The organism is Dyadobacter sp. HNCC25DJ187, assembly GCF_056895255.1.
Window position 1 is genome coordinate 349711 of record NZ_JBXHAT010000002.1, and the last position, 24524, is coordinate 374234.

The following is a 24524-nucleotide window of genomic DNA, read 5'->3' on the forward strand; positions in this document are numbered from 1 at the left end:
CTGAATCAGTCTTCCTTTGAGAATAGTCTGCTGATCAGTTCATCGGTCAAAAGCCGCGGCCCTTCTTGTTTCCATTCTCCTTTGCTTTCGGGAAAGTTATTACGACAAAACCCTTCTCTTTTCGAGAAATCAAACAAAGCCTGACAGTATCCATTGATCAGCAGCGAAGCGATCATACCATCCTGTGTCCACATGATCTGAATTTTGCAAGGTTTATCTTTATGTATGACGTCCACTGTATTATAGATGTGCAATGCATCCAGAATATTAATCTGTTCGCCAATAGCAACTGCATAGAAGTAGCCGGTTTGTGTATCATCTTCAAAAGATACTACATAAGAGGTCACCGGAGCCACACTTGTAAAGTAAGCATCCTGGCCAATCTGAAATGTCTGCTCAAATCCGATTGTCTGCGATTTATAAATACTCATTCACCTTATAACGATTAGGTTAGTAATACAAGGAGTTTGATAACAACTCCTTTTCCGAACTTTGCTGTGGCAAGAAACACAGAATTTCTCCCAAGTAAAAACATAGTGTTGAGAAACAGTAAACTCAAAAAATTAACATTAAATATGCCCTGCCAGTGGTCTTTTTCAGATATACGAATTAACTTTGTGGAATTTTTGGACCTACACCTACTTATTAAGGCTGGAGGCATCACCGAAAGTTGCTAAAAAGTTTTTTTCTACATTCTACAAATTACCAATTACTGTGCCCAAAAATACGAATATCAAGTCCGTTCTAATTATCGGTTCAGGTCCAATTATTATAGGTCAGGCGTGCGAGTTTGACTATGCCGGTTCTCAGGCCGCCCGTTCTCTTCGTGAGGAAGGAGTTGAGGTAGTATTAATCAATTCCAATCCGGCAACGATCATGACCGACCCCATCAGTGCGGATCATGTGTACCTGCTTCCTTTGGAAAAGAAATCCATAATTAAAATTTTGGAACAGCATATTGCGATGGGTAAACCTATTGATGCTGTACTTCCCACCATGGGTGGACAAACTGCATTGAATCTTGCTATTGACTGTGATAAAGCAGGCGTATGGAAAAAGTACAATGTGGATATTATAGGTGTTGATATTAAAGCAATCGAAACAACCGAAGACCGCGAAAAATTCAGGCTTAAAATGCTTGAATTGAACGTTAACGTTTGTAAAGGACGTACGGCCCGCTCATTTTTGGAAGGAAAAGAAATTGCTCAGGAAATAGGATTTCCTTTGGTTATTCGCCCATCATTTACATTGGGTGGTACAGGAGGTGGTATTGTTGATAAAGAAGAAGATTTCGATCAGGCACTTAACAATGGTCTTCATGCTTCTCCAACCCACGAGGTATTGGTTGAACAAAGTGTGACGGGCTGGAAGGAATATGAACTTGAACTACTCCGAGATAATAAAGGAAACTTTATCATCATTTGCTCTATTGAGAACTTTGACCCGATGGGTGTTCATACGGGCGATAGTATCACAGTAGCGCCGGCGATGACACTGCCTGATACACTGTATCAGCAAATGCGTGATCTGGCTATCAAAATGATGGACGGAATCGGAAAATTTGCAGGTGGTTGTAACGTTCAGTTTTCAGTAAATCCTGAAAATGATATGATCATCGCTATCGAGATTAATCCTCGGGTTTCCCGTTCTTCAGCTTTAGCCTCAAAAGCTACAGGTTATCCTATTGCAAAAATTGCTGCTAAAATGGCGATTGGATACAATCTGGACGAACTTATTAACCCGATTACAGGAAGCACCTCTGCTTTCTTCGAGCCTTCGATTGACTACGTTATCGTAAAAGTCCCACGTTGGAATTTCGATAAATTCAAAGGTGCAGATCGCTCACTGGGACTGCAAATGAAGTCTGTGGGTGAAGCGATGGGAATAGGACGCAATTTTCAGGAAGCACTGCAGAAAGCATGTCAGTCTCTGGAGATTCGTCGTAACGGACTCGGTGCTGACGGTCGTGAACTACGTGATCAGGAAGCGATCAAATATAGTCTTGCTCACCCAAGCTGGGATCGTCTTTTCCACATATATGATGCATTCAAAATTGGTTTGTCTTTCAAAACAATCCAGAATCTTACTAAAATAGATCCATGGTTCCTTCGCCAAATCGAAGAATTGATTGAGCTGGAACAAGAGATTGGTAAGTTTGATCTTGAAGATCTGCCTAAAGAGCTGTTGCTTAACGCCAAACAAAAAGGTTATGCGGATCGTCAGATCGCTCATTTGCTAAATACAAAAGAAAGCAAGGTTTACGACAGAAGAAAAGAACTGGGTATTCAGCGTGTATACAAATGCGTAGATACCTGTGCCGCAGAATTTGAAGCCAAAACCCCTTATTACTACTCTACTTTCAATTCATCTCAGGACATGCCTGACAACGAATCCGTTGTAAGTGAGAAAAAGAAGGTGATCGTCTTGGGTTCCGGGCCTAACCGTATCGGACAGGGGATTGAATTCGACTACTCATGTGTTCACGGAGTATTGGCCGCGAAAGAAGCAGGTTACGAAACCATTATGATCAACTGTAATCCTGAAACTGTATCAACAGATCCGGACATTGCAGATAAACTATATTTTGAGCCGGTTTTCTGGGAACATGTTTATGACATTATACAGCATGAAAAGCCGGAAGGTGTGATTGTTCAGCTTGGTGGACAAACTGCACTGAAAATGGCAGAGAAACTAGATAAATACGGTATCAAGATCATTGGAACCAGCTATAATTCGTTAGACTGGGCTGAAGACCGTGGCCGCTTCTCTCCCTTGCTGGAAGAGCTTGGTATTCCTTATCCTAAGTTTGGAACAGTAAGAACTGCTGATGCTGCCGTTGAACTTTCCCGTACACTTGGGTTCCCGTTACTTGTTCGTCCAAGTTATGTATTGGGTGGCCAGAACATGAAAATTGTTCTCAACGAAAAAGAGCTGGAGCAACATGTGGTTAAAATCCTTCATGACATTCCTGATAACAACATTCTTCTTGACCATTTCCTTGAAGGCGCACTTGAAGCAGAGGCTGATGCAATTTGTGATGGCGAAGACTCTTACATTATAGGTGTAATGGAGCATATTGAGCCAGCCGGAATTCACTCAGGTGACTCACATGCTACACTTCCTCATTTTGATCTTTCGGATGATGAGGTGCGACAAATTGAGGAGCATACACGCAAAATCGCAAAAGCGATGAGCGTGAAGGGTTTAATCAACGTACAGTTTGCTGTGAAAAACGGAATTGTATATGTAATTGAAGCTAACCCAAGAGCATCAAGAACTGTTCCATTCATATGCAAAGCGTATCAGGAACCTTATGTGAATTATGCAACCAAGTTGATGCTGGGGGACAAGAAAATTGCTGACTTCACTTTCAATCCGGTAAAAAAAGGTTGGGCTATTAAAATACCGGTATTCTCTTTCAACAAATTCCCCAATGTAAATAAGGAACTTGGACCAGAGATGAAATCTACCGGTGAGGGAATCTACTTTATTGATGATCTTGAAGACGAATTTTTCCAAAAGGTTTACAGTGAAAGGAATTTATATTTGAGCCGATAGGTTCTTGATACAATAATTGAAAGCCCGGTGTTAATCCGGGCTTTTTTATTGTATTGTTAAATTATTCTTACACATTCACTATTTAACTAATGGCCACGTTGTTATTTTCACCTCTCAAGATAAAAAATATCACACTTAAAAACCGGATTGTCGTATCACCCATGTGCCAGTATTCATCGGTAGACGGCTTTGCGACGGACTGGCATCTGGTACATTTGGGTAGTCGTGCCGTAGGCGGTGCAGGATTGATTATTTCTGAAGCCACTGCTGTATCTCCTGAAGGGCGCATATCGCCTGATGATTTGGGAATTTATAGGGATGAACACATCGATAAACTGAAACAAATCACCACCTTCATCAAGCAGCAGGGCTCGGTTGCCGGTATTCAGCTGGCACATGCCGGAAGGAAAGCGAGTACGCAGGCAGCATGGAAAGGTCGTGGGCAAGTACCGAAGGATCAGGGAGGCTGGCAAACACTGAGTGCCTCTGCCATTCCGTTTAATCAGGGAGATGCAGCTCCGTTGGAGATGTCGCATGGGGATATCAGTAAACTTATTCAAGACTTCGCTAATGCAGCTCAAAGAGCATTACAGGCTGGTTTTGAAGTAGTAGAGCTGCACGCAGCCCATGGTTACCTGATACACCAGTTTCTGTCGCCACTCAGCAACCAGAGAAACGATAACTATGGAGGCTCTTTTGAAAACCGTATCCAGCTTCTCCTTGAAATTATAGAAGCAGTACAGGAAGTTTGGCCTTCAAATCTGCCGCTTGTTGTTCGTATTTCAGCAACAGACTGGGCGGAAAATGGCTGGGACCCAGAGCAATCGGTTGAATTATCGAAGATTTTGAAAGAAAAAGGTGTTGATATGATTGATGTATCAACAGGTGGATTGGTTCCACATACCAAAATACCTATCGGTCCACTTTACCAGGTTCCGTTTGCGTCACAGATCAAAAAGAACGTAGGTATTTTAACGGGTACTGTTGGATTAATTACTACCAGTGAGCAGGCGGAGGGTATTTTGCAAAGCGGTGAAGCAGATCTGATTTTCCTGGCACGTGAAATACTGCGGAATCCTTATTTCCCCATCGAAGCAGCTAGAGAACTTAAAGAAGACATCGTTTGGCCTGTGCAGTATGAAAGAGCCAAGGTTTAAAAGATTCCAGATAAAAAAAATCGCCTGTTAAGTTTTACAGGCGATTTTTCAAACAAAATTTTCAGTAAGCATCAGATTTTTTGCAATTACTATCGTAACAGCGATTAATAATGGTATCTCAGATTATCCGACACTGGTACCCAACTGTGAGTGGTCCAATCGGTGTCAAGAATCTGACGAATAGCCTGTTTCAACTTAGGAAATGAACCTGGCTTGCGTATAAAATAATTGGCGCCGTGATCATACACTTTCCGAATCATATCTTCCTGTCCGGTTGTTGAGAAAATAACTATTGGAATGTCTTTCCATTTTATAGTTGCCCGAATCTGCTCCAGACATTCAAAGCCATTTTTTCTAGGCATATTCAGATCGAGGAAAATTACATCCGGCGGGGGCGGTACCGTCGTTTCCATCAGATCCAATAGTTCAACACCATCATTAGCAGTGGTAAGCTCAGTAGTATCACAGACCTCCCTTAATGCATCCTCAAACAACATGCAGTCGTCTGCATCGTCGTCTGCCAGATAGATTGATTTATTTGATTTCATTATCATAATATCTTCATTTTCTACACTTTCTCAGTATAAATACTTGATCAATACTTGTACGTGAAATTGATGTAAGTAATTGGAATTAGTTACCGTTTAACGGAATCTACTCTTAAACTGAAAACACCCGGTATTTCCTGAATGCTGGGGATACTTAACCTGTGAAAACACAGGTCAATACGTAGAAGAACAGTGCAGGACTAAAATAAATTCTATATAAACTTAATGAATTTAAATACAAGAAACAAATAGAAGCTCAGTTTTCACAGATCATCTTACCTAAGTCTATGGGATTAATATACACTTCACACAGTTAAATTAACCACAAACGACTCATTCAATGCCAGTTAGCACATCAAAATTCACCATCTAATCCTTCTTTCGGTTTCTTTTTAGCCTGATGCAAACGATAATTTAACGTTAAATTAATTTGGCGTAGTCTCCCTTGTGAGTTAGTTCGTGCATAGAAATTGGGTCCCTCAGTAATAGATCTGAATTTTCGTGAGTTAAAGATATCAACCACACTCAATGTAAGCGTTCCGTTGCCTTTAAGTATGTCCCTGGTAGCCGCCAAATCGAGTGTTGCCAGCGCTTTACGTCTTCCCTGAGGTGTCTGTTGCGGGGCTTCGTAGTTTCCTCTTAGCTGAACGTCTGCTGATTGCCATAACGTGAAACGAGACATCATCCGCACAAACCAGCTATACGTATCACTTTGGAATGTTTGATCTACGTCTGTTCCATCGGTGATGGCGCGAAAGAAATTGATGCTTCCATCCAGTTTCCACCACTTGTATGGAACAAGTGATCCTGTAAATTCTGCTCCGTAAGAATCCTCGGTCCCCAGGTTTTCAGGACGTGTATAGGAATTGCCATTATCCTGAACACGACGGATACTCGTTATTTTCCCGGTTGTGTGCCGGTAATATACAGAAGAAGTTACGGAACCTTTCTCCAGGTACTTGATGTGCCCCGCTTCAAATACGTTGGTAAATTCCGGATTCAGATCAGGATTACCGCTCCAGTAGTTCCTATTATCGCTAAATGTAGCAAATGGAGTCAGATCATTATACTGAGGTCGCCTAACCCTTCGGCTGAAGCTAAGCTGTAATGCATTTTGCTTTGCCAGATCATAGGTAATATGCGCACTTGGAAACAAATTTGCATAGTTTCTGTCATTTACCTCACGGGTGGTACGAAGTTCGGTAGTTACACCGGTCCACTCGCCCCGAAGTCCCGCCTGATAAGAAAATTTACCTGTCTTATTTCCTATAATGGCATATGCCGCATGAATATCTTCTTCATATAGAAAATCATTAGTCAGGTTAGGAAGTTCAAACCATCCCCCTGATTCATTTCTCTGGGTTACAGAATAGTCGTTAGTCATATCGCGCGAGCTACTCCTTAGTCCGGCTTCGACCTTTCCATCCTTACCAAAAGGATGCACATAGTCTACCTGGAAAAGCAACTGCTTCTCCGTCTCAAAGTTAAGTGCTCGTTGAAGAATCGGAGGAATGCCACTCGGAGTACCGTTTGGCTTGAATATATTTTCATTGTAATACTGATCTGAATTTTCCCAATTGTCCAGATAACGTACATCGGCCGTGAATTCCCTGCCTTTTCTGTTAAAAGTTTTCCTGTAAGTGATGGCATACTCCGCGTTAGGCTCCGTCTCTGTTTCATCCTGCGTTCTGGTTGTAATTCCTGTCGGGTTGTCAGTAGAAAAAAGATAATCCCTGTAAGTAAGCGTTGAGAACCTCTTACCTTTACTTGTACGCCAGGTATATGCTCCGGTTAGTACATTTTTATCATTAAAATAGTAATCAATTCCTCCACGCGCGCTGTTGTTCATGCCTTTCAGCTTACTGGTCATATCACGTTGCATAATAATGGTGGAATCATTGCGGTATGTTTCCTGATACACATCATTGCGTCCTGGTGTATTGCGGAAAGACAATGTATAGTTGATAAAAAAATTCAGCTTATTTTTCCTGTAGTTTACATTAGCCGCCGCACCATAGTTGGTTGGGTGGCCTGCAATGATATCAAAAGAGCCGTTAAATCCTTCTTTACGTTCTTTTTTGAGTACGATATTGATAATACCTCCCATACCTTCAGCTTCATACCGCGCCGATGGATTGGTAATAATTTCAACTCTTTCAATAATACTTCCCTGTAACTGCTGAAGTCCTGCTCCTCCTTTGAGGCTCACCAAACCGGATGGCTTTCCATCAATCAGAATTCTCACATTACCGGACCCACGCAGGCTCACATTCCCTTCCACATCCACCGCTACAGAAGGCACATTCGTCAGGATATCCACTGCCGTTCCACCTGAATTGGCCAGATCCTTTCCTACATTGAAAATCTTTTTATCCAACGACAGTTCCATACTACTCTTTTCGGCCTGAACCGTCACCTCATCCAGGTTTCTGGCAGAGGCCGTCAATTTGATATCGGGCAGATTCAACATTTTCATTCCTTGCTGCACATGAACATCAGACGTAAAACGAGGTTTATAACCGATAAACTCCGACAGTGCGTAGTAGTTACCAGCAACAACTTCTACCACGAATCCACCGGTTTCATCAGTGATGGCCCCTGCTGCATAGGAACTATCAACGGACTTAAATAAACGTACGCTGGCGTAGCTAAGTGGCAAGCCACCGGCAGCATCAACTACTTTTCCTTTGACTTTGAGTTTTTCCTGTGCCAGCGCTTCAGCGGAAACAAGCATGGATAGAAATAACAGGACTCCAAGGCACGAGGTACCCGACTGACCTGATGTATTGAATAGGCTGGTAAATATTAATTTCATTTGTAGCGACCGTAGATCGGCCAGTATGCTTAGGTTAAATACTTTCTATAAAACCCTATTATTCTTTTATTTTACTCAATGAGATTTATAGTCAGACGAAGATAGCGCCAGCATACCTGCACAGTCGATCCGTGTTACGATAACAATATCTTTCTAATGCCAGCTTCTGCTTGTTTTAAAGTTGCGTACCTTTGCAGACTTTTTAATTATTGATTCACATAAGCTATGAAAAACGAAGCATCACAAACGATCCGTCTTGCACTTCCTATCGTCATTGGAGAGCTGGCTCAAATGGCACTCCATCTGATCGACAGTGCCATGGTTGGTGCTATCAGCTACAAACAATTAGCAGCTGCGGCACTGGTGATTAATGCAATGAATATCCCTTTTGTGATTGGTATAGGCATGACCATTTCCGTTTCCCAAATGGTATCCATGGCACACGGACGCCGTGATGCACAGCTGGTCTCGCACTATTTGTTTAACGGATTCATTTTATGTGCGCTTACCGCCCTTGCGATTTCATTTACACTCATATTCGGAAAAGGTATACTCCATCATTTGGGTCAGGATCCTGAAGTTGCAGAACTCGCCATGCCATTTATGCAATTAATGGGCTTGTCCATCATTCCGATGCTGCTGTTTATGACTTTGAAACAATTTGCTGACGGACTGGAATATACCCGTACCGCCATGATACTTTCACTGGCCGGTATGCCACTAAACATTTTGCTGAACTGGCTGCTGATATACGGCAACTGGGGGCTGCCGAGACTGGAACTTGCCGGCGCCGGCTGGGCCACATTAATTACCAGAACCTGCATGTTTCTGGCTTTGCTACTGGTGATTCTTAAACACAAAACTTTCAGTAAGTACATAGCGGTTAGCAAAAATCAGTGGAAACTAAAAATGGGAACCATCAGAGAATTGCTTCATATCGGAGTACCAAGCAGTCTGCAAATTGGTATGGAGGCGGGCGCTTTCGCAGTTTCCGGTATCATTATTGGAACATTGGGTGCTGTTGCGCAGGCATCTCATCAGATTGCACTAAGCTGCGCTTCTTTCACATTCATGGTTTCAATGGGTCTTGCACAGGCTGGCTCTATACGTGTCAGTAACGCTTTCGGACGTAATGACTGGGGTAAGATATTTGTGATAGGCAAAAGCACTATTTTTACGGCTCTGATTTACGGAATACTGTGTGCTATTGGTTTTGCTGTCTTTCGTAATGTTCTTCCAACCGCTTTTAATGATAATACAATGGTGGTTGAGATGGCTGCTCTGTTACTGCTGTTTGCTGCTGTTTTTCAGATATCCGACAGTACACAGGCTATCAGTGCAGGATTGCTGCGAGGTATTAAGGATGTGAAAATACCTACGGTGCTCATTGGAATTGCTTATTGGGTTGTGGGCATACCTTTCGGTTACCTTCTGGCATTCCATTTCAATATGGGAGCTCCCGGTATGTGGCTGGGATTGATTATGGGACTCACCTTGGCTTCGGTATTTCTGATCACACGTTTTTTCAAAATGACTAAAGCAAATACCCACACGAACTAGCAACAAACTACTGTATACTAACCTATTACGAAAGCTGCGAATAATCATTCGCAGCTTTTTTATTTTATTTCAGCAGTGCTATCAGGTTACCATGTAGCTCATTTCGTCAATTGCGTATAACTATTTATTTACATCAGAAGTAAATTGAATCTGAATGTATCTTTTGCCTATTAACGCTGCTGGTCCGACCATGCCGGGCTTCGAGCTAACCTGTAAATTTTAATACATTTCCCACTCATTCTTATCGCCTATGCTTATATAAGGTACCAGAATAATGCCCTTTAAAATAACTGTCTAATTGACATATAATATCCGGTTTATTAATCAAGTTTAACTCGTTACAAGAAATGGATTTTAACTCCACATTACAAAGTATTTTCCCCCATCCGGATCGGATTCCGGCAGAGTATCAGCTTGATGCGCCCGTGCATCAGCGCGAATATCTCAGCAATGGCGAAATGAAATCCTGGGATGGTCAGGTTCATGAAGTCTTCTCCCCTATTTGTACACATACGGATAAGGGACTACAGAGAGTACTGATTGGCAGTTATCCGGTATGCTCTGAAAAAGAAGCACAGCTTTCGTTAGATGCGGCAGTAGCAGCGTATAACAATGGCCGGGGTGAATGGCCAACCATGGGTGTTGCGGAGCGTATTCATTGCGTCGAGCAGTTCACCGGAAAAATGATCGAGCAAAAAGACATCATTGTGAAGCTGATCATGTGGGAAATTGGTAAATCCTTTGCCGATTCCATCAAGGAGTTTGACCGGACTGTTGAATATATCTATGCTACAATAGACTCATTGAAGAATTTGGACAGAGATTCATCCGGCTTTGATATTGTGGATGGCATAGCAGCTCAGGTACGCCGCTCTCCTCTTGGAGTTGTACTTTGCATGGGGCCGTTCAATTATCCCTTAAACGAGACATTTACTACCCTGATTCCGGCGCTGATCATGGGTAATACAATCCTTTTCAAACCTCCCAAATTCGGTACACTTTTACATTATCCTTTGCAGGAAGCATTCAGAGACTGCTTTCCGAAGGGTGTGGTCAATATTATTTATGGTCGTGGTAACACCATCGTACCTGGCCTGATGCAATCCGGTAAGATCAACGTCCTTACACTGATCGGCTCAAGCAAGGTGGCAAATGAGCTCAAAAAGCAACATCCAAAAGTAAACCGTTTACGGGCTGTTCTTGGACTTGATGCAAAGAATGCCGCGATTATTACAGCGAATGCTGATATTGAGCTGGCTGTTAAAGAAACGCTAACCGGCTCATTGTCCTTTAACGGACAGCGGTGCACGGCGTTAAAAATTGTTTGGGTACACAGGAGCATTGCGGATGAATTCATCAGACAGTTTAGTGAAGCAGTAGCAGGCCTGAAATACGGCATGCCCTGGGAAAAAGGAGTTTCACTTACGCCCCTGCCCGAACCCAATAAGATTGATTATCTCAATGAATGCATTGCAGATGCAAAAGCACATGGCGCCAGCGTGGTAAACGAAAATGGTGGAAGCTCTGCCGGTTCATTTTTTTATCCTGCAGTAGTTTATCCGGTTAACAAAGATATGAAGCTATACCACGAAGAGCAGTTTGGTCCTATAGTGCCTGTGGTTGCCTTTGATGATCTGGAAGAATCGATTGAATATCTTATTGAAGCAACACACGGACAGCAGGTAAGTATTTTCAGTAACAATTCTGCCGAGGTAGCGGCGCTGATAGACCCTTTGGTTAATCAGGTGAGCCGTGTAAATATTAACACCCAATGCCAACGTGGACCGGATGTATTCCCATTCACGGGCAGAAAGGATAGCGCCGAAGGAACACTTTCGGTTGCCGATGCGATCCGTGCATTTTCGATCCGCTCCCTTGTTGCTTTCAAGATGAATAATGCCAATACGCAATTGATCAATGAAATCGTGCATCAGGACACATCTAATTTTTTAAGCACCAAGTTTATATTCTAAAAAGTAAAAAAGCGGCTATGTTACCAGAGTGTAACATAGCCGCTATGCTTATGCAGCAAGCCATTTGTCAGCAATGATCTATTTTGCAAGCGCCTTATCTACTGCCGGCTTTACCTTGGTGCCGAGCAGCTCAATAGTGCGCATCAGATCTTTATGCGAAGGCGCTCCTACATCCACGTGAAGTAAAAATCTTGTGAGCCCGAACAACTCCTGATGGTAAAGAATCTTATCTGTTACCTGAGCTGCATCTCCTACAAACAATGCCCCTTCTTTCCCTCTCCCTCCTTCAAACTGGTCTTTGGTATACGGTGACCATCCTCTATCTCTGCCAATACGATTCATCTGATCAGCATAATGAGGGAAATAACGATCCGACGTTTCCTGCGCATCATCTCCTATCAAACCGTGAGAATGCGTGGCCAATTGCATCTGGGAAGGATCATGCCCGGCTTTCAGGTATTCTTCTTTGTAAAGCTGAAAAAACGGTTGAAACTGCCTTGGCATCCCACCTATAATAGCAACGATAAGTGGCAATCCCAGGCGAGCGGCTCGTACAACGGATTCGGGAGTACCACCAACAGCTATCCATACATCCAAGTTATTATCAACTGCACGAGGTAATACCTGCTGTTCCACCAAAGCTGCACGAAATTTCCCTTTCCAGGTAATGACGTCATTTTTATTTATAGCCAGAAGTAACTCCAGTTTCTCGGTAAAGAGCCCGGCATAGTCATTCAGATTATATCCGAACAGTGGAAAAGATTCTATAAAACTTCCTCTTCCTACAGTAATTTCAGCACGACCATTGGAAATCAGATCCAAGGTAGAGAAATTCTGATAAACGCGTACAGGATCTGTTGAACTCAGCACCGTTACCGAGCTTGTAAGTTTAATATTTTTAGTGATTCCTGCCGCAGCTGCAAGGATAATTTCTGGACTTGAAACTGAAAAATCCGGTCGATGATGTTCGCCTATACCGAATACATCCAGTCCGACCTCATCAGCCAGTTTTATTTCTTCCAGTATTTGCTGTATCCGCTGTTGAGCAGGTTGAAACGAATTTGTGGAGCGGTTGAATGCCAGATCTCCAAACATGCTTATTCCAATTTCCATAAGACCATTAATATTGATTCGACTTATATGGCAAGATATACATCTTCCTATGTTTTACTAATGACAATATTTTTCTTATATGAATTCCCTTGTCGTTAAGTAATAATACGCACATCATATTCTGAAATTACAGATATCTGTACTTCTCAGAATTACCAAACTTCCATTTTCGGCTGTTAAGTTGTTAATTGATTCTTGGGCACAGATTAACCAAAAAATAATTAATAAATTAATATTCTATCAAAACAAATTAATCAGACATTCTACACATTCGACGATATGGAGTAGCATCATAGAATTACTATCGATTTTACGAAATAGCGCTAATCTATTAAGAATTACAAAGACATCCAGTTCTCAGGCATCATTTTTATATTATTACCTTAGACCAAACTGATAGAAATATGGAAAATATAACGATGCCGGCCGATCATAAACAAGTAAGGTTTACGGACAAAGACGGAACACAGAGAGAGGGTATTTACAGGGAAATTCTAAAATCCTTTGTTGATACCACAGACGGAAAAGGAACGGATGACTTAGCTAATATTTTCCCTGAACATCAAATTACTCATTGGGAATATATTGATCGTGATAAAAACCCCAACGCGGACATCATGGTGATACTGTAGTTCTGTGTAATTACTCAAGCTGCTATACAGGATACATTTTTTGGATTTATTGATTTATCAGATTCCGACAGTAAGTGTATGATAGTACAAATTTTAATCTCTCAAATCTTTTGTTTTGCATCATGAGATTATGATTAGCAGAAGGATAATTAAATAAATGCGTCAATAAATTATTAAATTAAAAATAGTGGCTAAATTTGTCTCAAATAATCCACATAGAACTATCTTGATAAATGAAAAGTAAAAACATTAAGTTTTTCACTCCTCAGGAAAATACTCCTGAAGTTACTAAGTCAAAAGCTAAATCAAAAGAGGCTCCAACAGGTTATATTTCAGCTACAGGTAAGCTTGTATTTCCTACAGCATCATTGGCCGAACTTGCAATAAAAGCGGATTCTGCTCATTTTAAAATTGGAACTCAGGAAGGGAAAAGAAAATTAAAATCGCTTTACCTACTTCCATCCGAAGAGCAAAACGATACTTTTGCTTTTGAAAAAGCGGGTAGAGGTTTTGTTATTCCATTAGCATTTATCCTTAAGAAGGGTGGTATTGATTTTGATAGCACTAAATATACCTTTAGTATAAATTCGTTCACTTACGAAGATGGTATTAATGGCTTTGAACTTGAATTGATTAGCTCTGCTCCAAAACCTGAATACACAGGAAAACCACGCGGACGTAAAAAAGCAGTTCCTGCTACTGAACAATAACAAAATAAAAAAAGGGAAGTTGCAGTCAATTTGCAGCTTCCCTTTTTTACTTTTAAGAAACACATTCCTATTTCCGGAAACCCAATTTTAAACAAGGCGATTCCATTAACAATTAGAAATAGTGAAAAAGTAACATTAAGGGTACCACCTCAAATCTCGTTTAAGGTGGTCCGCTTAATCTGAACTCAGGATTAGTTATTACGGCGCCTTTCTCCTTGCCTGCGCTGCTCAGTCTCTTTTTTGTAGATTTCTTGCTGCTCAGAAGTGAGCACCTTGTTGACCGATACATTGTAAGCCTCCATAGAAGCTCTCATTTTTTCTCTATCCGGTGTACCACTCGCTCTCATCTCAGCCATTTGCTTCATCCTGTCCAGATTTAAGGTATAAATCTGCCTTTGCTGCTCTTCATTCAGTTGAAGGCTTTCCGTAAGTGATTTGGTTTGTGCTTCAGCCCGCTGCTCCGGTGTTCTGTTATTATCGGGACGCTGAGCATACAAAGTTAATCCCGCAAAAGTTAAAACGACTGCAATCAATATTTTCTTCATGGTTTTAAAATTTAGGTACTTTGTTTAGAGCTTGAATAGCCAGGAGGGTTTAATCACTGAAAATGGTTATTAACTTTTTAATTGACTTATGGGTAAAACATTTTGGCAGCCATTGCAATGATAATAGCACATGTATAACTCATCAATGTTCCGACCAGCACATATTCCGATTTTTTACTGATGTAGGCTGGCGGAATGTCACCTGTTGCGCTTTTATCGTTATATCTCAATAAAGACTTCGCAGCGATCAGGAAACCAATCGCTGAGAATTGTCCTGCAATTACAAAGATAAAGATTAACAGACGTTCTGAAATTCCGATCCACCTGCCTGCATTAGCCAGATTATCATTCGCATCCGGCATTAACGCATTCAGCTCATCTCGCCACGGTCTGGTCAGAATACCAACCAGAAAAGATACCGGGGATAAGCACAGCAGAGCTCCCGACAATTGTGCCAGTACCTTTGGAGTATATAACCATGTTTTAAACAGATCTGTACTGATCGTAACTGTACTTGTTAGCCACACCGCTACCAGAGTAATGGTAATAATATGTGCGAGCTGGTCAGTAACAAACCAGATAGCTGACCCTCTTTTATCAAATTCAATTTTAGCAATATCAATCATGGTATGCATTACACCAATTGCTAATGCCGGAAACGGATTGGTCCAGTAACTTAGAAAAATATATGAAGATATTGTCACTACTCCTGTATGCATATACAAATAGGGTGAGCGAAACGACCTGACTTTTTTGTCTTCTACCCAGCGCGTTGGTTGCCAGTAAAAGTCAGCTAGTATATGAGCCAGTAGTAGCAGGAGGAATTCTTTCATGGCATTTTTTTGAAGTATAAATCTATTTGCTCCGGGAAAGCTTCAAGAAAACTGTTTACTGCCCACCATTTTGCAGAGGATAGTCTTTGACTAACAGCAGGCTGGCTTATAGCTAAGTGCTCTGCAATTTTGGTTACACTACGCTGCATCATTATAGCAGCAACGACTTCACTTTGAGCAATTGTCCAATCTTCAATAATTGTTTCCAGTAAATCCAGTGTCGCATCAAGAGCTAATGCAGGCGTGGGTAACGCAACACCGATTCTGGCCTTTTGCTTCCGGATATGATCTGCCAAATGACCAGACAATCTAAAAGCTTCTCCATCTGATGTACCCGTATGTGCTGTCATCTCTTCCCCTCTCCCAATACCTATTGCGATGCGCAAGTCCGTGTTACCGTCATGCGTTCGAAAAAGTGCTCTGGACAGTACAGCCACTTTCAAAGCATCATCAGGTGTTTTCAAAACCGCCTGAAAGCTATCTCCCCGGTAAATCTCTGGTCGTAAAATCCAGTTAAAATCAGCGTTTGAGCTCAGCCCTTCAATAAGTTCATTTAACCACTGAATCACATCAGCTCGAGGAAATTTGGTGGAATTCACCATGTCAGCAGTAATAACAGCGATCATAATTTCGTCCAAATATTCATCATAGATTAGAATATAATACAAAAACCTTATGCAAGAATATTATAAGACAAAAGACTTATAACTTGTAAATATAAGCTTTTTGACTTATACATTCACTACCTATCAAAGCAAGCCTTGAACCAGTTCAGCCCACTCATCTTTAAGAGGACCTTCATAAATCTTTACTCCTGCGCGGCGATACCAGTATCCGGCGTTCCACTCATCACCTTCAACCCGATGAAGATAAGCATGCAGGCGATCGTAGCTTTTGGTACCTTCCCGGCTTTGTGCAATATTATGAGCTGACTCCCAATCTCCTTTTCCATCGTACCATAATGCCTGTAACAAAACCGGCATGTCAGCTGGTGGAGTATCCAAAGAAAGTGATTTTGAAAATTGTTCGAATGTCATGATAAATTCTGAAAAACAGTTGTAAGAAGCTGCACAAGATGCAAAAAAACCAAGATACATAAAAATTCCACGGGGCAATTGTATGTTCTCCCGAACTGCTGCTGTAACACGGATTCTTTATATTTTTCATTGTATATTGTAACACTGATTATATTTATAAACCAACACCATATGATGAAACGATTATCAACGGTAATGGCCTTTCTAACCGTAAGTGTACTGTCGTACGGACAGGAAACTTTCCCGAGAAACGGAGCTTATGACGAACGCTCAGGCCGTTATGCATTCACCAATGCCAACATTGTAGTAGACTCCAAAACTACAATCCAGAATGGAACATTACTGATCGAAAACGGACTGATTCGCGAAGTAAGCAAACAGGTTAAGATCCCAACCGGGACAGTGGTAATTGACCTGAAAGGCAAGTACATTTATCCATCTCTGATCGATCTCGATTCGGATTATGGTATGCCTGAAGTTAAAACAGAACGCCGCGCAGGCGGTGGAAGACCAACTCCTCAGCTCGAATCAAACAAAAAAGGTGCGTTCGGATGGAACCAGGCAATTCAACCTGAAAATGAAGCAGCACAGCTTTTCACTCCTGACGCAAAAAAAGCGGAGGACCTTCGTAAAATCGGATTCGGTACGGTTCTAAGTCATTCCCACGATGGCATTGTAAGAGGAAGCGGTACACTGCTGACGCTTACAGATGAATCTGCGAACAAAGCGATTATCAATGGAAAAGCATCCGCTCACTTCTCTTTCAGTAAAGGAACTTCCACACAGACTTATCCCTCTTCGGGCATGGGGATTGTCGCTTTACTGCGTCAAAATTATTACGATGCTGAGTGGTATGGGAAAAGTGGAAAAACACAAGAAAAAAATCTTTCTCTTGATGCTTTCAATAACCTGAAAGGCCTTCCTTCCATCTTTGAAACCAATGACAAGTATAGCGTACTGCGTGCCGACAAAATCGGTGATGAGTTTGGCGTGCAATACATCATTCGTGGAGGTGGAGATGAGTACCAACGCCTGGATGAAATCAAAGCAACCAAGGCTCCGCTTATTTTGCCTCTGCAATTTCCTGAAGCTTACGATGTAGCAGATCCATGGGACGCAGATTTGGTAAGCATCACCCAACTTAAGCATTGGGAACTTGCTCCTAAAAATGCTTCCGAAGTTGCTAAAGCAGCAATACCCTTTACATTTACGGCTGCAGGCCTGAAAAACAAAAGTGATTTTTGGAAGAATCTCAGAACCGCGGTAGAATACGGTCTACCAAAAGAAAAGGCACTTGAAGCTTTAACTACTCTTCCTGCAAGCCTGATCAAAGCCGAAGGCCAGGTAGGAAGCCTGAAAGCAGGCCTGCTTGCCAACTTCCTGATCACATCTACAGACCTGTTCAGTAAGGATAATGTTATCTATGAAAACTGGGTACAAGGCAAAAAATTCATTATCGCCCCACTGAACGCTACAGATCCTCGGGGAACTTATACACTGTCAATCAACAACCAGCCAACAGGCAAAATCCAGATTTCGGGAACAATAGAAAAGCCCGAATATAAAGTTATTCTTCAGGATACTTTAAAGATTACGCCGAAAGCAGTGTTAACCAATGAGCTACTGACACTTACCTATCAGCCAAACAAAAAGCGTCAGGAAAACATTCGTCTTACAGGTTGGTTTACCGGCAACGGACTTATCGGTGAAGGTGTATTACCAAACGGAAACGTAGTTCCATGGTCAGCATCGCTTTCTGAAAAGTATACAGCCACTGTGCCTAAAGATTCAGCAGCTAAAAAACTGGCAGAAACGGGTAAAATTGTATATCCGTTTACAGGTTTCGGAAATGAAGAACTTCCAAAATCTGAAACTGTACTGATCAAAAACGCAACAGTTTGGACCAATGAGAAAGAAGGTATTCTGCAAGGGACTGACGTGTTAGTGCAAAATGGCAAGATCACTAAAATCGGCAAATCCCTTTCAGCACCATCCGGAGCAAAAACAATAGATGGTACCGGAAAGCACCTTACTACAGGTATTATTGACGAACACTCTCATATTGCATTGTTTACGATTAACGAAGGCGGGCAAACCAGCTCAGCCGAAGTAAGAATGAGCGATGTAATCAATCCTGATGACGTAAATATTTACCGCCAGCTTGCCGGAGGTGTTACTACCTCTCATCTGCTTCACGGATCGGCTAACTCTATCGGCGGTCAAAGTGCATTGATTAAGCTGAAATGGGGAGCTAACCAGTCGGAGATGCTGATTCCTCAGGCCAAAACAATCAAATTTGCTTTGGGTGAGAATGTAAAACAGTCCAACTGGGGTGATGTGGCGCGCGTACGTTTCCCTCAAACCAGAATGGGTGTAGAGCAGGTATTTTATGATCACTTCATCAGAGCCAAAGAATACGCGCAAAACTGGAAAACCTATAATGCCAAGAAATCCGGAATAGCGCCGAGAAGAGATCTCGAACTTGATGCACTGGCAGAAATCCTGGCAAACGAAAGGTTTATCACCTGTCACTCCTATGTACAATCTGAAATTAATATGCTGATGAGTGTTGCGGATTCTCTGAAATTCAGAATCAATACATTCACCCATATTCTGGAAGGTTACAAACTGGCAGATAAAATGCAGCAAAGAGGCATCGGCGGATCTACTTTCGCTGACTGGTGGGCATATAAGATGGAGGTAAAAGAAGCTATACCTTACAATGCTGCACTGATGTATCACGAGGGTGTAACGGTAGCAATTAACTCGGATGATGCAGAAATGGCCCGCAGACTTAACCAGGAAGCGGCTAAAACTGTAACATACGGCGGTGTACCCGAAGAAGATGCATGGAAAATGGTAACGCTTAACCCTGCCAAGCTGCTTCGTGTGGATGATAAACTGGGGAGTGTAAAAACAGGTAAGGATGCTGACCTGGTTCTATGGAACGCCAATCCGCTTTCCGTGTACGCGCGTCCTGACTTCACCATGATTGAGGGTACCGTTTACTTTGACCGCAAAAAGGATGAGGAAAAGCAAAAGACCATGGCGGTAGAACGTGAAAGATTGATCCAGAAAATGCTTAGCGATAAAGCAGAAGGAAAACCGACACAACGTCCGCAGGGAGCGCAGCCAAGAATGTGGCATTGCGAAGATATCGTAGGTGTTCATGCCGAGCATGCTGAGGAAAAATAATCAGCTTTCAGGAACAAGGTTATTAAAAATCTTTCCGTTAAAAATACAACGATGACAAAAAGGAAAAACAATATATTCAACCGGGCCATATTCGCTGCAATGATGGCACTCACAGCGCATTTTACAAATGCCCAGAACCCGGCACCTGCAGCTGCACAGTCCAGACCAATCGTATTGACCGGCGCTACGATCCATACCGGTAATGGCCAGGTGATTGAGAACGGTGTGATCGCTTTCGACAAGGGAATTATTACACAGGTTGGACCAGCCGGCACAGGAAGTACTTCCGGAGCAGAAATAATCGATGTAAAGGGAAAACACATTTTCCCTGGTATTATTTCATTAAACACCACAGTTGGTATTCAGGAAATCGCATCTGTACGTGCCACGTTGGATTTCAACGAAGTGGGTGATATCAATCCGCATATCAGATCTCTGGTAGCTTACAATACTGACTCAGAAGTTATACCTACGCTCAGAGGAAACGGTATTTTGTTGTCTCAGGCGGTTCCCCAAGGCGGTATTATCTCAGGATCATCGTCTGTTTTCTATACTGACGGATGGAACTGGGAAGATGCTGTATTGAAAAAAGATGATGGAATCTGGATCAACTGGCCATCGTTTCTGGCAAGAAGTTTCAATTTTGAAGATTTCTCGGTATCGATGAAACGCAATGAGAAGCGCCAGGAAGTGATTGATAAATTCAGCGCCGTATTTGCGGATGCAAAAGCGTATGCCGACTTGAAAGGTCCATCACCGGTGAACTTGCGTCTGGCGGCAATGAAACCTTTATTCAATGGCTCAACAAATCTTTATATCCGTGCGGATTATGCAAAAGATATTGTTGAATCTGTGAAATTTGCGAAGGCTATCGGCGTGCAAAAAATTGTAATTGTCGGTGGAGATGAGTCTTACAAAGTAGTTTCATTTCTTAAAGAGAATCAAATACCAGTCGTTTTAAATCCGACACACCGTCTTCCCGGGCGCGTAGATGAGAATGTATATCTTCCCTACGAGCTGCCAGGCCTGCTGCACAAAGCAGGTGTTAAAGTAGCTGTAACCTATGCTGATGAATGGTGGAGAACCCGTAACCTTGCATTTTTAGCTGGTACATCTTCCGGATTCGGAAACATTACCAGTGAAGAAGCACTACAGTTCATTACCCGTAATGCTGCAGAGATCATTGGTGCTGACAAACAAATCGGTACACTGGAAAAAGGAAAGCATGCATCTCTGCTTGTGTCTCAGGGCGATATCCTGGATATGCGTGGGAATGATGTAGAGATGGTTTTCATCAAAGGTGGAAAGGTCAATCTGGATGACAAACAGAAACGTCTTTATGAAAAGTATAAAGATAAATATGGCAAAAAATAGCCCATTGAATAGTCTACAATAAAATTGGCCCTGCTGGAAATTTCCGGCAGGGCCAATTTTATTTATCGCACTGATAGATGCGTTAAAGCAAGTGAATTCCGTCATCACCGATACGAATAATACCTTGTTTATATAGTCCACCAATGGCTTTCTTAAACACCTTCTTGCTTACCTGGAATACTTTGTAAATATCTTCCGGAGAACTTCCGTCGGACAAATTCAGAAAGCCACCAGCCTTTTTCAGTTCTGCAAGTATTTGCTGCGCACTTGGCTCAATCTGCTCCACAGTTGCTTTTTGCAAACTAATATCCAGCTTGTTTTCAGGCCTGATCTTTTTGACATACCCTTTGATCGCATCACCTACTTTCAAATCTCTGAATACCTCATTGCCATAGATCAATCCTTTATGGTACTGATTGACGATCGCGTTATAGCCCAGATCCGTTTTTTGCCATACAAGCAAATCCACTTCATCACCTTCCTGAACGCTCAATCGTTCATTTTCAAGAAAACGGTCAATTTTCGTAGAGGCAATAAGGCGAGAGGACTTTTGATCAAGATATAAAAATACGACATGCCACTCTCCTATTTCCATCGGAACGCTCTGCTCGCGAAATGGAACAAACAAGTCTTTAATCAGACCCCAGTCAAGAAAAGCACCATATTCAGAAACATCCTTTACTTCCAGAAACGCAAACTCGTTACGAACGATTTTTGGTGTTTCTGTTGTAGCAACCGGTCTGTCCTCAGAATCCAGGTACACGAAAACCCGAATGGTATCTCCTACCTGCATTTCATCCGTCAGATATTGATTTGGCAGAAGCACTTCTTCCCCTTCTACCTCACTTAAAAACATTCCGACACTGGTTACCCTTTCAATGGTAAGCAGATTGTATTTTCCTATAAAGAGCATTTTCTTTTCCTATGTTAAGCTGCAAAGGTAGCAGTTTAGCGGTTAGAATCATTGTTCATCCCCCACGTCATCTCTGCTATCCGCACGTTCTTTCTCCTTCGAACGGTTCAATCGATAGGAAAAAGTAACAATAAACTGTCGGGCACGCCATTGAAAGTCAGACCTGGAATAGTATCCTGCATTTTCAACAATACGTCTTTGCATTCTGGAATTCATCAAATCGCGTACACTGGCAGTTATCGTACCATTCCCTTTCAATATATCCCTGGACAAACCTAGATCAATGAAATATTGAGAAAGGTCTCTTCCCTGAGTTGTACGGCGCGGAGCGCGATAGTTGAAAGAGGACTGAAAATCAATGTTCTTAAACAAAGTGACACGTGACGAAACGCGGCCGTTCCATGTGTATGTATCACTACGCAATTCCTGGTCAGCATAGACGCCTTCATTCACCGCTCTGAAAAGATTCGCATTGGCAGTCCATTTCCACCAATTAAATGGATCATAAGTAAGGTTAAATTCCATACCATAAGCATTTCCTGTAGATAGATTGACAGGCATTATACGGGTAAAACCGGTAGAATCTACAGTTGTTATATTCTCAACCACACCCAATCTGCGACGGTAATATACACTGGACAACAGTGACCCTTTTTCCATATTCAACAAATGTCCTGCTTCAAAAGAATGCGTAAACTCCGGATTCAGCAGAGGATTTCCCGATCGAAAAACACGTGAATCGCTAAAGCTGGAAAAAGGAAGCAAGTCACGGAAACCCGGACGACTTAGCCTGTAGCTGTAGCTTAACTGTAGCGTTTGAGCATCTTCAAGCTTGTAAGATAAATGAAGACTGGGAAACAAATTGAAATATTTTCGGTGGTTTACCTGACTGGTCTTTTTAAGCTCGGTAAGGATGTCAGAATACTCCCCGCGCAGACCTCCCTGAATAAAGAATTTACCAAATTGATTGCTGGCCATTAAATACGCCGCGTGAATCTTCTCATCATAAGCTAGGCGATTGTCAAAGTCAGGTAGAATGATCCAGTTCATTTGTGCATTTTGCTGATGCACCGAGAAATCGTTATCAAGCAGCCTTGTACTACTTTTCAGACCAGCTTCCAGCTTTCCGTTTTTGGCGAAGGGATGAATATAATCCAGTTGAAAAAGCCAGTTTTTTTCATCCTCAGTATTGAAAGATCGCTGTACAAGACTATTTTCTTCTCCAACACTTCCCTCATTGTAGCGCGAAGCTTCTGTCTCATCGCTGATAATATACTTAGCATCGAAGCTCAGACTCTGCCCTTTTTTATCAAATGTCTTTCTATAACTAAGTGCAGCTTCAATGTTGGTTCGCGGCTCACTTTCATCCTCAGTTCTGATGACCGTTCTGGTAAGATTATTATTAAAATCGAAATCCCGGTATTCCAGACGTGAACTGTTAGAATTTTGTGAGTTCCGGTACGAAAGCGTTCCGGTAAGTGTATTGTGTTTATTCAGAAAGTAATCCATTCCAACCATGAAGTTATTAGAATAGCCTCCCCGTGTTCTGTTAGTTCTTTGCTCATAAACAAAGCTTGTATCAGCGCTGGTGTACTCCTGTCGAGATGTACCACGCCCTGGTCCTTCCCGGTAAAGGTGTCCGTAACTGGCAATCAGATTCACCTTCTCTTTGCGGTAATTAATATTGAAAGATCCTCCCAGGTTGGCAGGATACCCAAGTGTACCGGTAAATGATCCGTTCAGACCATACCGGATATTCTTTTTCATAACAATATTAAGAATACCTACTTCCCCTTCCGCGTCGTACCTTGAAGAAGGATTTGTTATAATTTCAATACTTTCAATCAGATCAGCAGGTATTTGTTTGAGTGCTTCGGCAGGGTTAAGCCCTACCATACCGGACTGTTTTCCATCTATCAGAATCCGAACATTACCACTTCCCCGCAATGCTACATTACCATCCACATCCACCGTTACCGATGGCATATTATTGAGCACATCGGAAGCATTTCCTCCGATATTACTCAAATCTTTTCCTATATTGAATACCCTTTTATCCAGTTGCAGTTCCATCTGGCTTTTCTCTCCCTTCACCACCAGTTCTTCAAGTACCTGCGCATCCGCTTTAAGTGAAATATTACCCAGGTCAATATTACCCGCAACCACTTTGACGTTGGGGACAATCTTCTCGGCCATTGCGAGATATGAAATTCTGAGGTAATAGTTGCCCGGTTTGGCTGGTATTTTAAAAACCCCGTTTTCGTCAGATGCCAGTCCTCCTGCAAGTGTAGAATCAGCACTGTTAAACAGAGCTACATTGGCAAACAAAACCGGATTTTTGTCCGCGTCGAGAAGTTTTCCGGAAATGATTGCATCCTGTTGTGCATATAATTTACCAAACGACAGGATAACAAAGGTTAGGGGTAGCAATAGAATTTTCATAACGAACCAATTTTTTTCGTATCTCATCCAAATCGGATTGGGATACATCAGAAATTAAGTCGTTTGGACAAAAAAACGTACCGAAGGTTTAACGAGATTTTAAGTTTTCTTATAAAATA

At 42.0% G+C, this 24524-nt stretch carries 18 protein-coding genes; 8 read left to right on the forward strand and 10 right to left on the reverse strand.

Features of this window, described 5'->3' with window-relative positions:
• Window positions 1–5: 5 nt before the first annotated feature.
• Window positions 6–431: a DUF2251 domain-containing protein gene (locus tag AC1XUE_RS12540; protein WP_483356319.1), complete on the reverse strand. Its 426-nt coding sequence runs from the start codon at window positions 429–431 to the stop codon at window positions 6–8.
• A gap of 283 nt (window positions 432–714) precedes the next feature.
• On the opposite strand from AC1XUE_RS12540, the gene carB reads away from it, so the two are divergent.
• Together carB and namA are read left to right on the forward strand one after the other, a co-directional pair.
• Window positions 715–3558, forward strand: a complete 2844-nt coding sequence (carB, locus tag AC1XUE_RS12545) for a carbamoyl-phosphate synthase large subunit (RefSeq protein ID WP_483356320.1) — start codon at window positions 715–717, stop codon at window positions 3556–3558.
• An 89-nt stretch (window positions 3559–3647) separates the two neighbouring features.
• The gene (gene namA, locus AC1XUE_RS12550; RefSeq protein WP_483356321.1) at window positions 3648–4715 is read left to right on the forward strand and encodes an NADPH dehydrogenase NamA; all 1068 of its coding nucleotides are present in this window, start codon (window positions 3648–3650) and stop codon (window positions 4713–4715) included.
• 104 nt (window positions 4716–4819) lie between these two features.
• Here namA and AC1XUE_RS12555 read toward each other — a convergent pair whose 3' ends face one another.
• Complete coding sequence (locus tag AC1XUE_RS12555; protein WP_483356322.1) at window positions 4820–5263, reverse strand: response regulator; 444 nt, start codon at window positions 5261–5263, stop codon at window positions 4820–4822.
• A 355-nt stretch (window positions 5264–5618) separates the two neighbouring features.
• Complete coding sequence (locus AC1XUE_RS12560; protein WP_483356323.1) at window positions 5619–8078, reverse strand: TonB-dependent receptor; 2460 nt, start codon at window positions 8076–8078, stop codon at window positions 5619–5621.
• Between the two features lie 225 nt (window positions 8079–8303).
• Between AC1XUE_RS12560 and AC1XUE_RS12565 the strand changes: the two genes are divergently transcribed.
• Both AC1XUE_RS12565 and AC1XUE_RS12570 read left to right on the forward strand, forming a co-directional pair.
• A complete protein-coding gene (locus tag AC1XUE_RS12565; RefSeq protein ID WP_483356324.1) occupies window positions 8304–9638 on the forward strand; it encodes an MATE family efflux transporter in 1335 nt (444 codons plus the stop codon).
• 347 nt (window positions 9639–9985) lie between these two features.
• Window positions 9986–11611, forward strand: coding sequence for an NADP-dependent glyceraldehyde-3-phosphate dehydrogenase (locus AC1XUE_RS12570; RefSeq protein ID WP_483356325.1), 1626 nt, complete (start codon window positions 9986–9988; stop codon window positions 11609–11611).
• 78 nt (window positions 11612–11689) lie between these two features.
• On the opposite strand, the gene AC1XUE_RS12575 is transcribed toward AC1XUE_RS12570, so the two are convergent.
• The gene (locus AC1XUE_RS12575) at window positions 11690–12724 is read right to left on the reverse strand and encodes an LLM class flavin-dependent oxidoreductase (RefSeq protein WP_483356326.1); all 1035 of its coding nucleotides are present in this window, start codon (window positions 12722–12724) and stop codon (window positions 11690–11692) included.
• A 404-nt stretch (window positions 12725–13128) separates the two neighbouring features.
• Between AC1XUE_RS12575 and AC1XUE_RS12580 the strand changes: the two genes are divergently transcribed.
• Window positions 13129–13356 carry a hypothetical protein gene (locus AC1XUE_RS12580; RefSeq protein WP_483356327.1) on the forward strand — a complete coding sequence of 76 codons (228 nt, stop codon included), beginning with the start codon at window positions 13129–13131 and terminating at the stop codon, window positions 13354–13356.
• 233 nt (window positions 13357–13589) lie between these two features.
• Window positions 13590–14066: a hypothetical protein gene (locus tag AC1XUE_RS12585; RefSeq protein WP_483356328.1), complete on the forward strand. Its 477-nt coding sequence runs from the start codon at window positions 13590–13592 to the stop codon at window positions 14064–14066.
• A 191-nt stretch (window positions 14067–14257) separates the two neighbouring features.
• On the opposite strand, the gene AC1XUE_RS12590 is transcribed toward AC1XUE_RS12585, so the two are convergent.
• The 4 genes from AC1XUE_RS12590 to AC1XUE_RS12605 all read right to left on the reverse strand — a co-directional run bounded on the left by AC1XUE_RS12590 (window position 14258) and on the right by AC1XUE_RS12605 (window position 16481).
• The gene (locus AC1XUE_RS12590; protein WP_483356329.1) at window positions 14258–14611 is read right to left on the reverse strand and encodes a hypothetical protein; all 354 of its coding nucleotides are present in this window, start codon (window positions 14609–14611) and stop codon (window positions 14258–14260) included.
• A gap of 86 nt (window positions 14612–14697) precedes the next feature.
• Complete coding sequence (locus tag AC1XUE_RS12595; RefSeq protein ID WP_483356330.1) at window positions 14698–15444, reverse strand: DUF3307 domain-containing protein; 747 nt, start codon at window positions 15442–15444, stop codon at window positions 14698–14700.
• Complete coding sequence (locus AC1XUE_RS12600; protein WP_483356331.1) at window positions 15441–16070, reverse strand: helix-turn-helix domain-containing protein; 630 nt, start codon at window positions 16068–16070, stop codon at window positions 15441–15443. The genes AC1XUE_RS12595 and AC1XUE_RS12600 overlap by 4 nt, the downstream gene beginning before the upstream one ends.
• A 123-nt stretch (window positions 16071–16193) precedes the next feature.
• The gene (locus AC1XUE_RS12605) at window positions 16194–16481 is read right to left on the reverse strand and encodes a hypothetical protein (protein WP_483356332.1); all 288 of its coding nucleotides are present in this window, start codon (window positions 16479–16481) and stop codon (window positions 16194–16196) included.
• A gap of 171 nt (window positions 16482–16652) precedes the next feature.
• On the opposite strand from AC1XUE_RS12605, the gene AC1XUE_RS12610 reads away from it, so the two are divergent.
• Together AC1XUE_RS12610 and AC1XUE_RS12615 are read left to right on the forward strand one after the other, a co-directional pair.
• Window positions 16653–19676: an amidohydrolase family protein gene (locus tag AC1XUE_RS12610; protein WP_483356333.1), complete on the forward strand. Its 3024-nt coding sequence runs from the start codon at window positions 16653–16655 to the stop codon at window positions 19674–19676.
• A gap of 51 nt (window positions 19677–19727) precedes the next feature.
• Window positions 19728–21050, forward strand: coding sequence for an amidohydrolase family protein (locus AC1XUE_RS12615; RefSeq protein WP_483356334.1), 1323 nt, complete (start codon window positions 19728–19730; stop codon window positions 21048–21050).
• 82 nt (window positions 21051–21132) lie between these two features.
• Here the strand turns inward: AC1XUE_RS12615 and AC1XUE_RS12620 are convergent, their stop codons facing one another.
• Complete coding sequence (locus AC1XUE_RS12620) at window positions 21133–21963, reverse strand: CvfB family protein (RefSeq protein WP_483356335.1); 831 nt, start codon at window positions 21961–21963, stop codon at window positions 21133–21135.
• A 48-nt stretch (window positions 21964–22011) separates the two neighbouring features.
• Window positions 22012–24405, reverse strand: a complete 2394-nt coding sequence (locus tag AC1XUE_RS12625; RefSeq protein ID WP_483356336.1) for a TonB-dependent receptor domain-containing protein — start codon at window positions 24403–24405, stop codon at window positions 22012–22014.
• Between the last annotated feature and the right edge of the window lie 119 nt (window positions 24406–24524).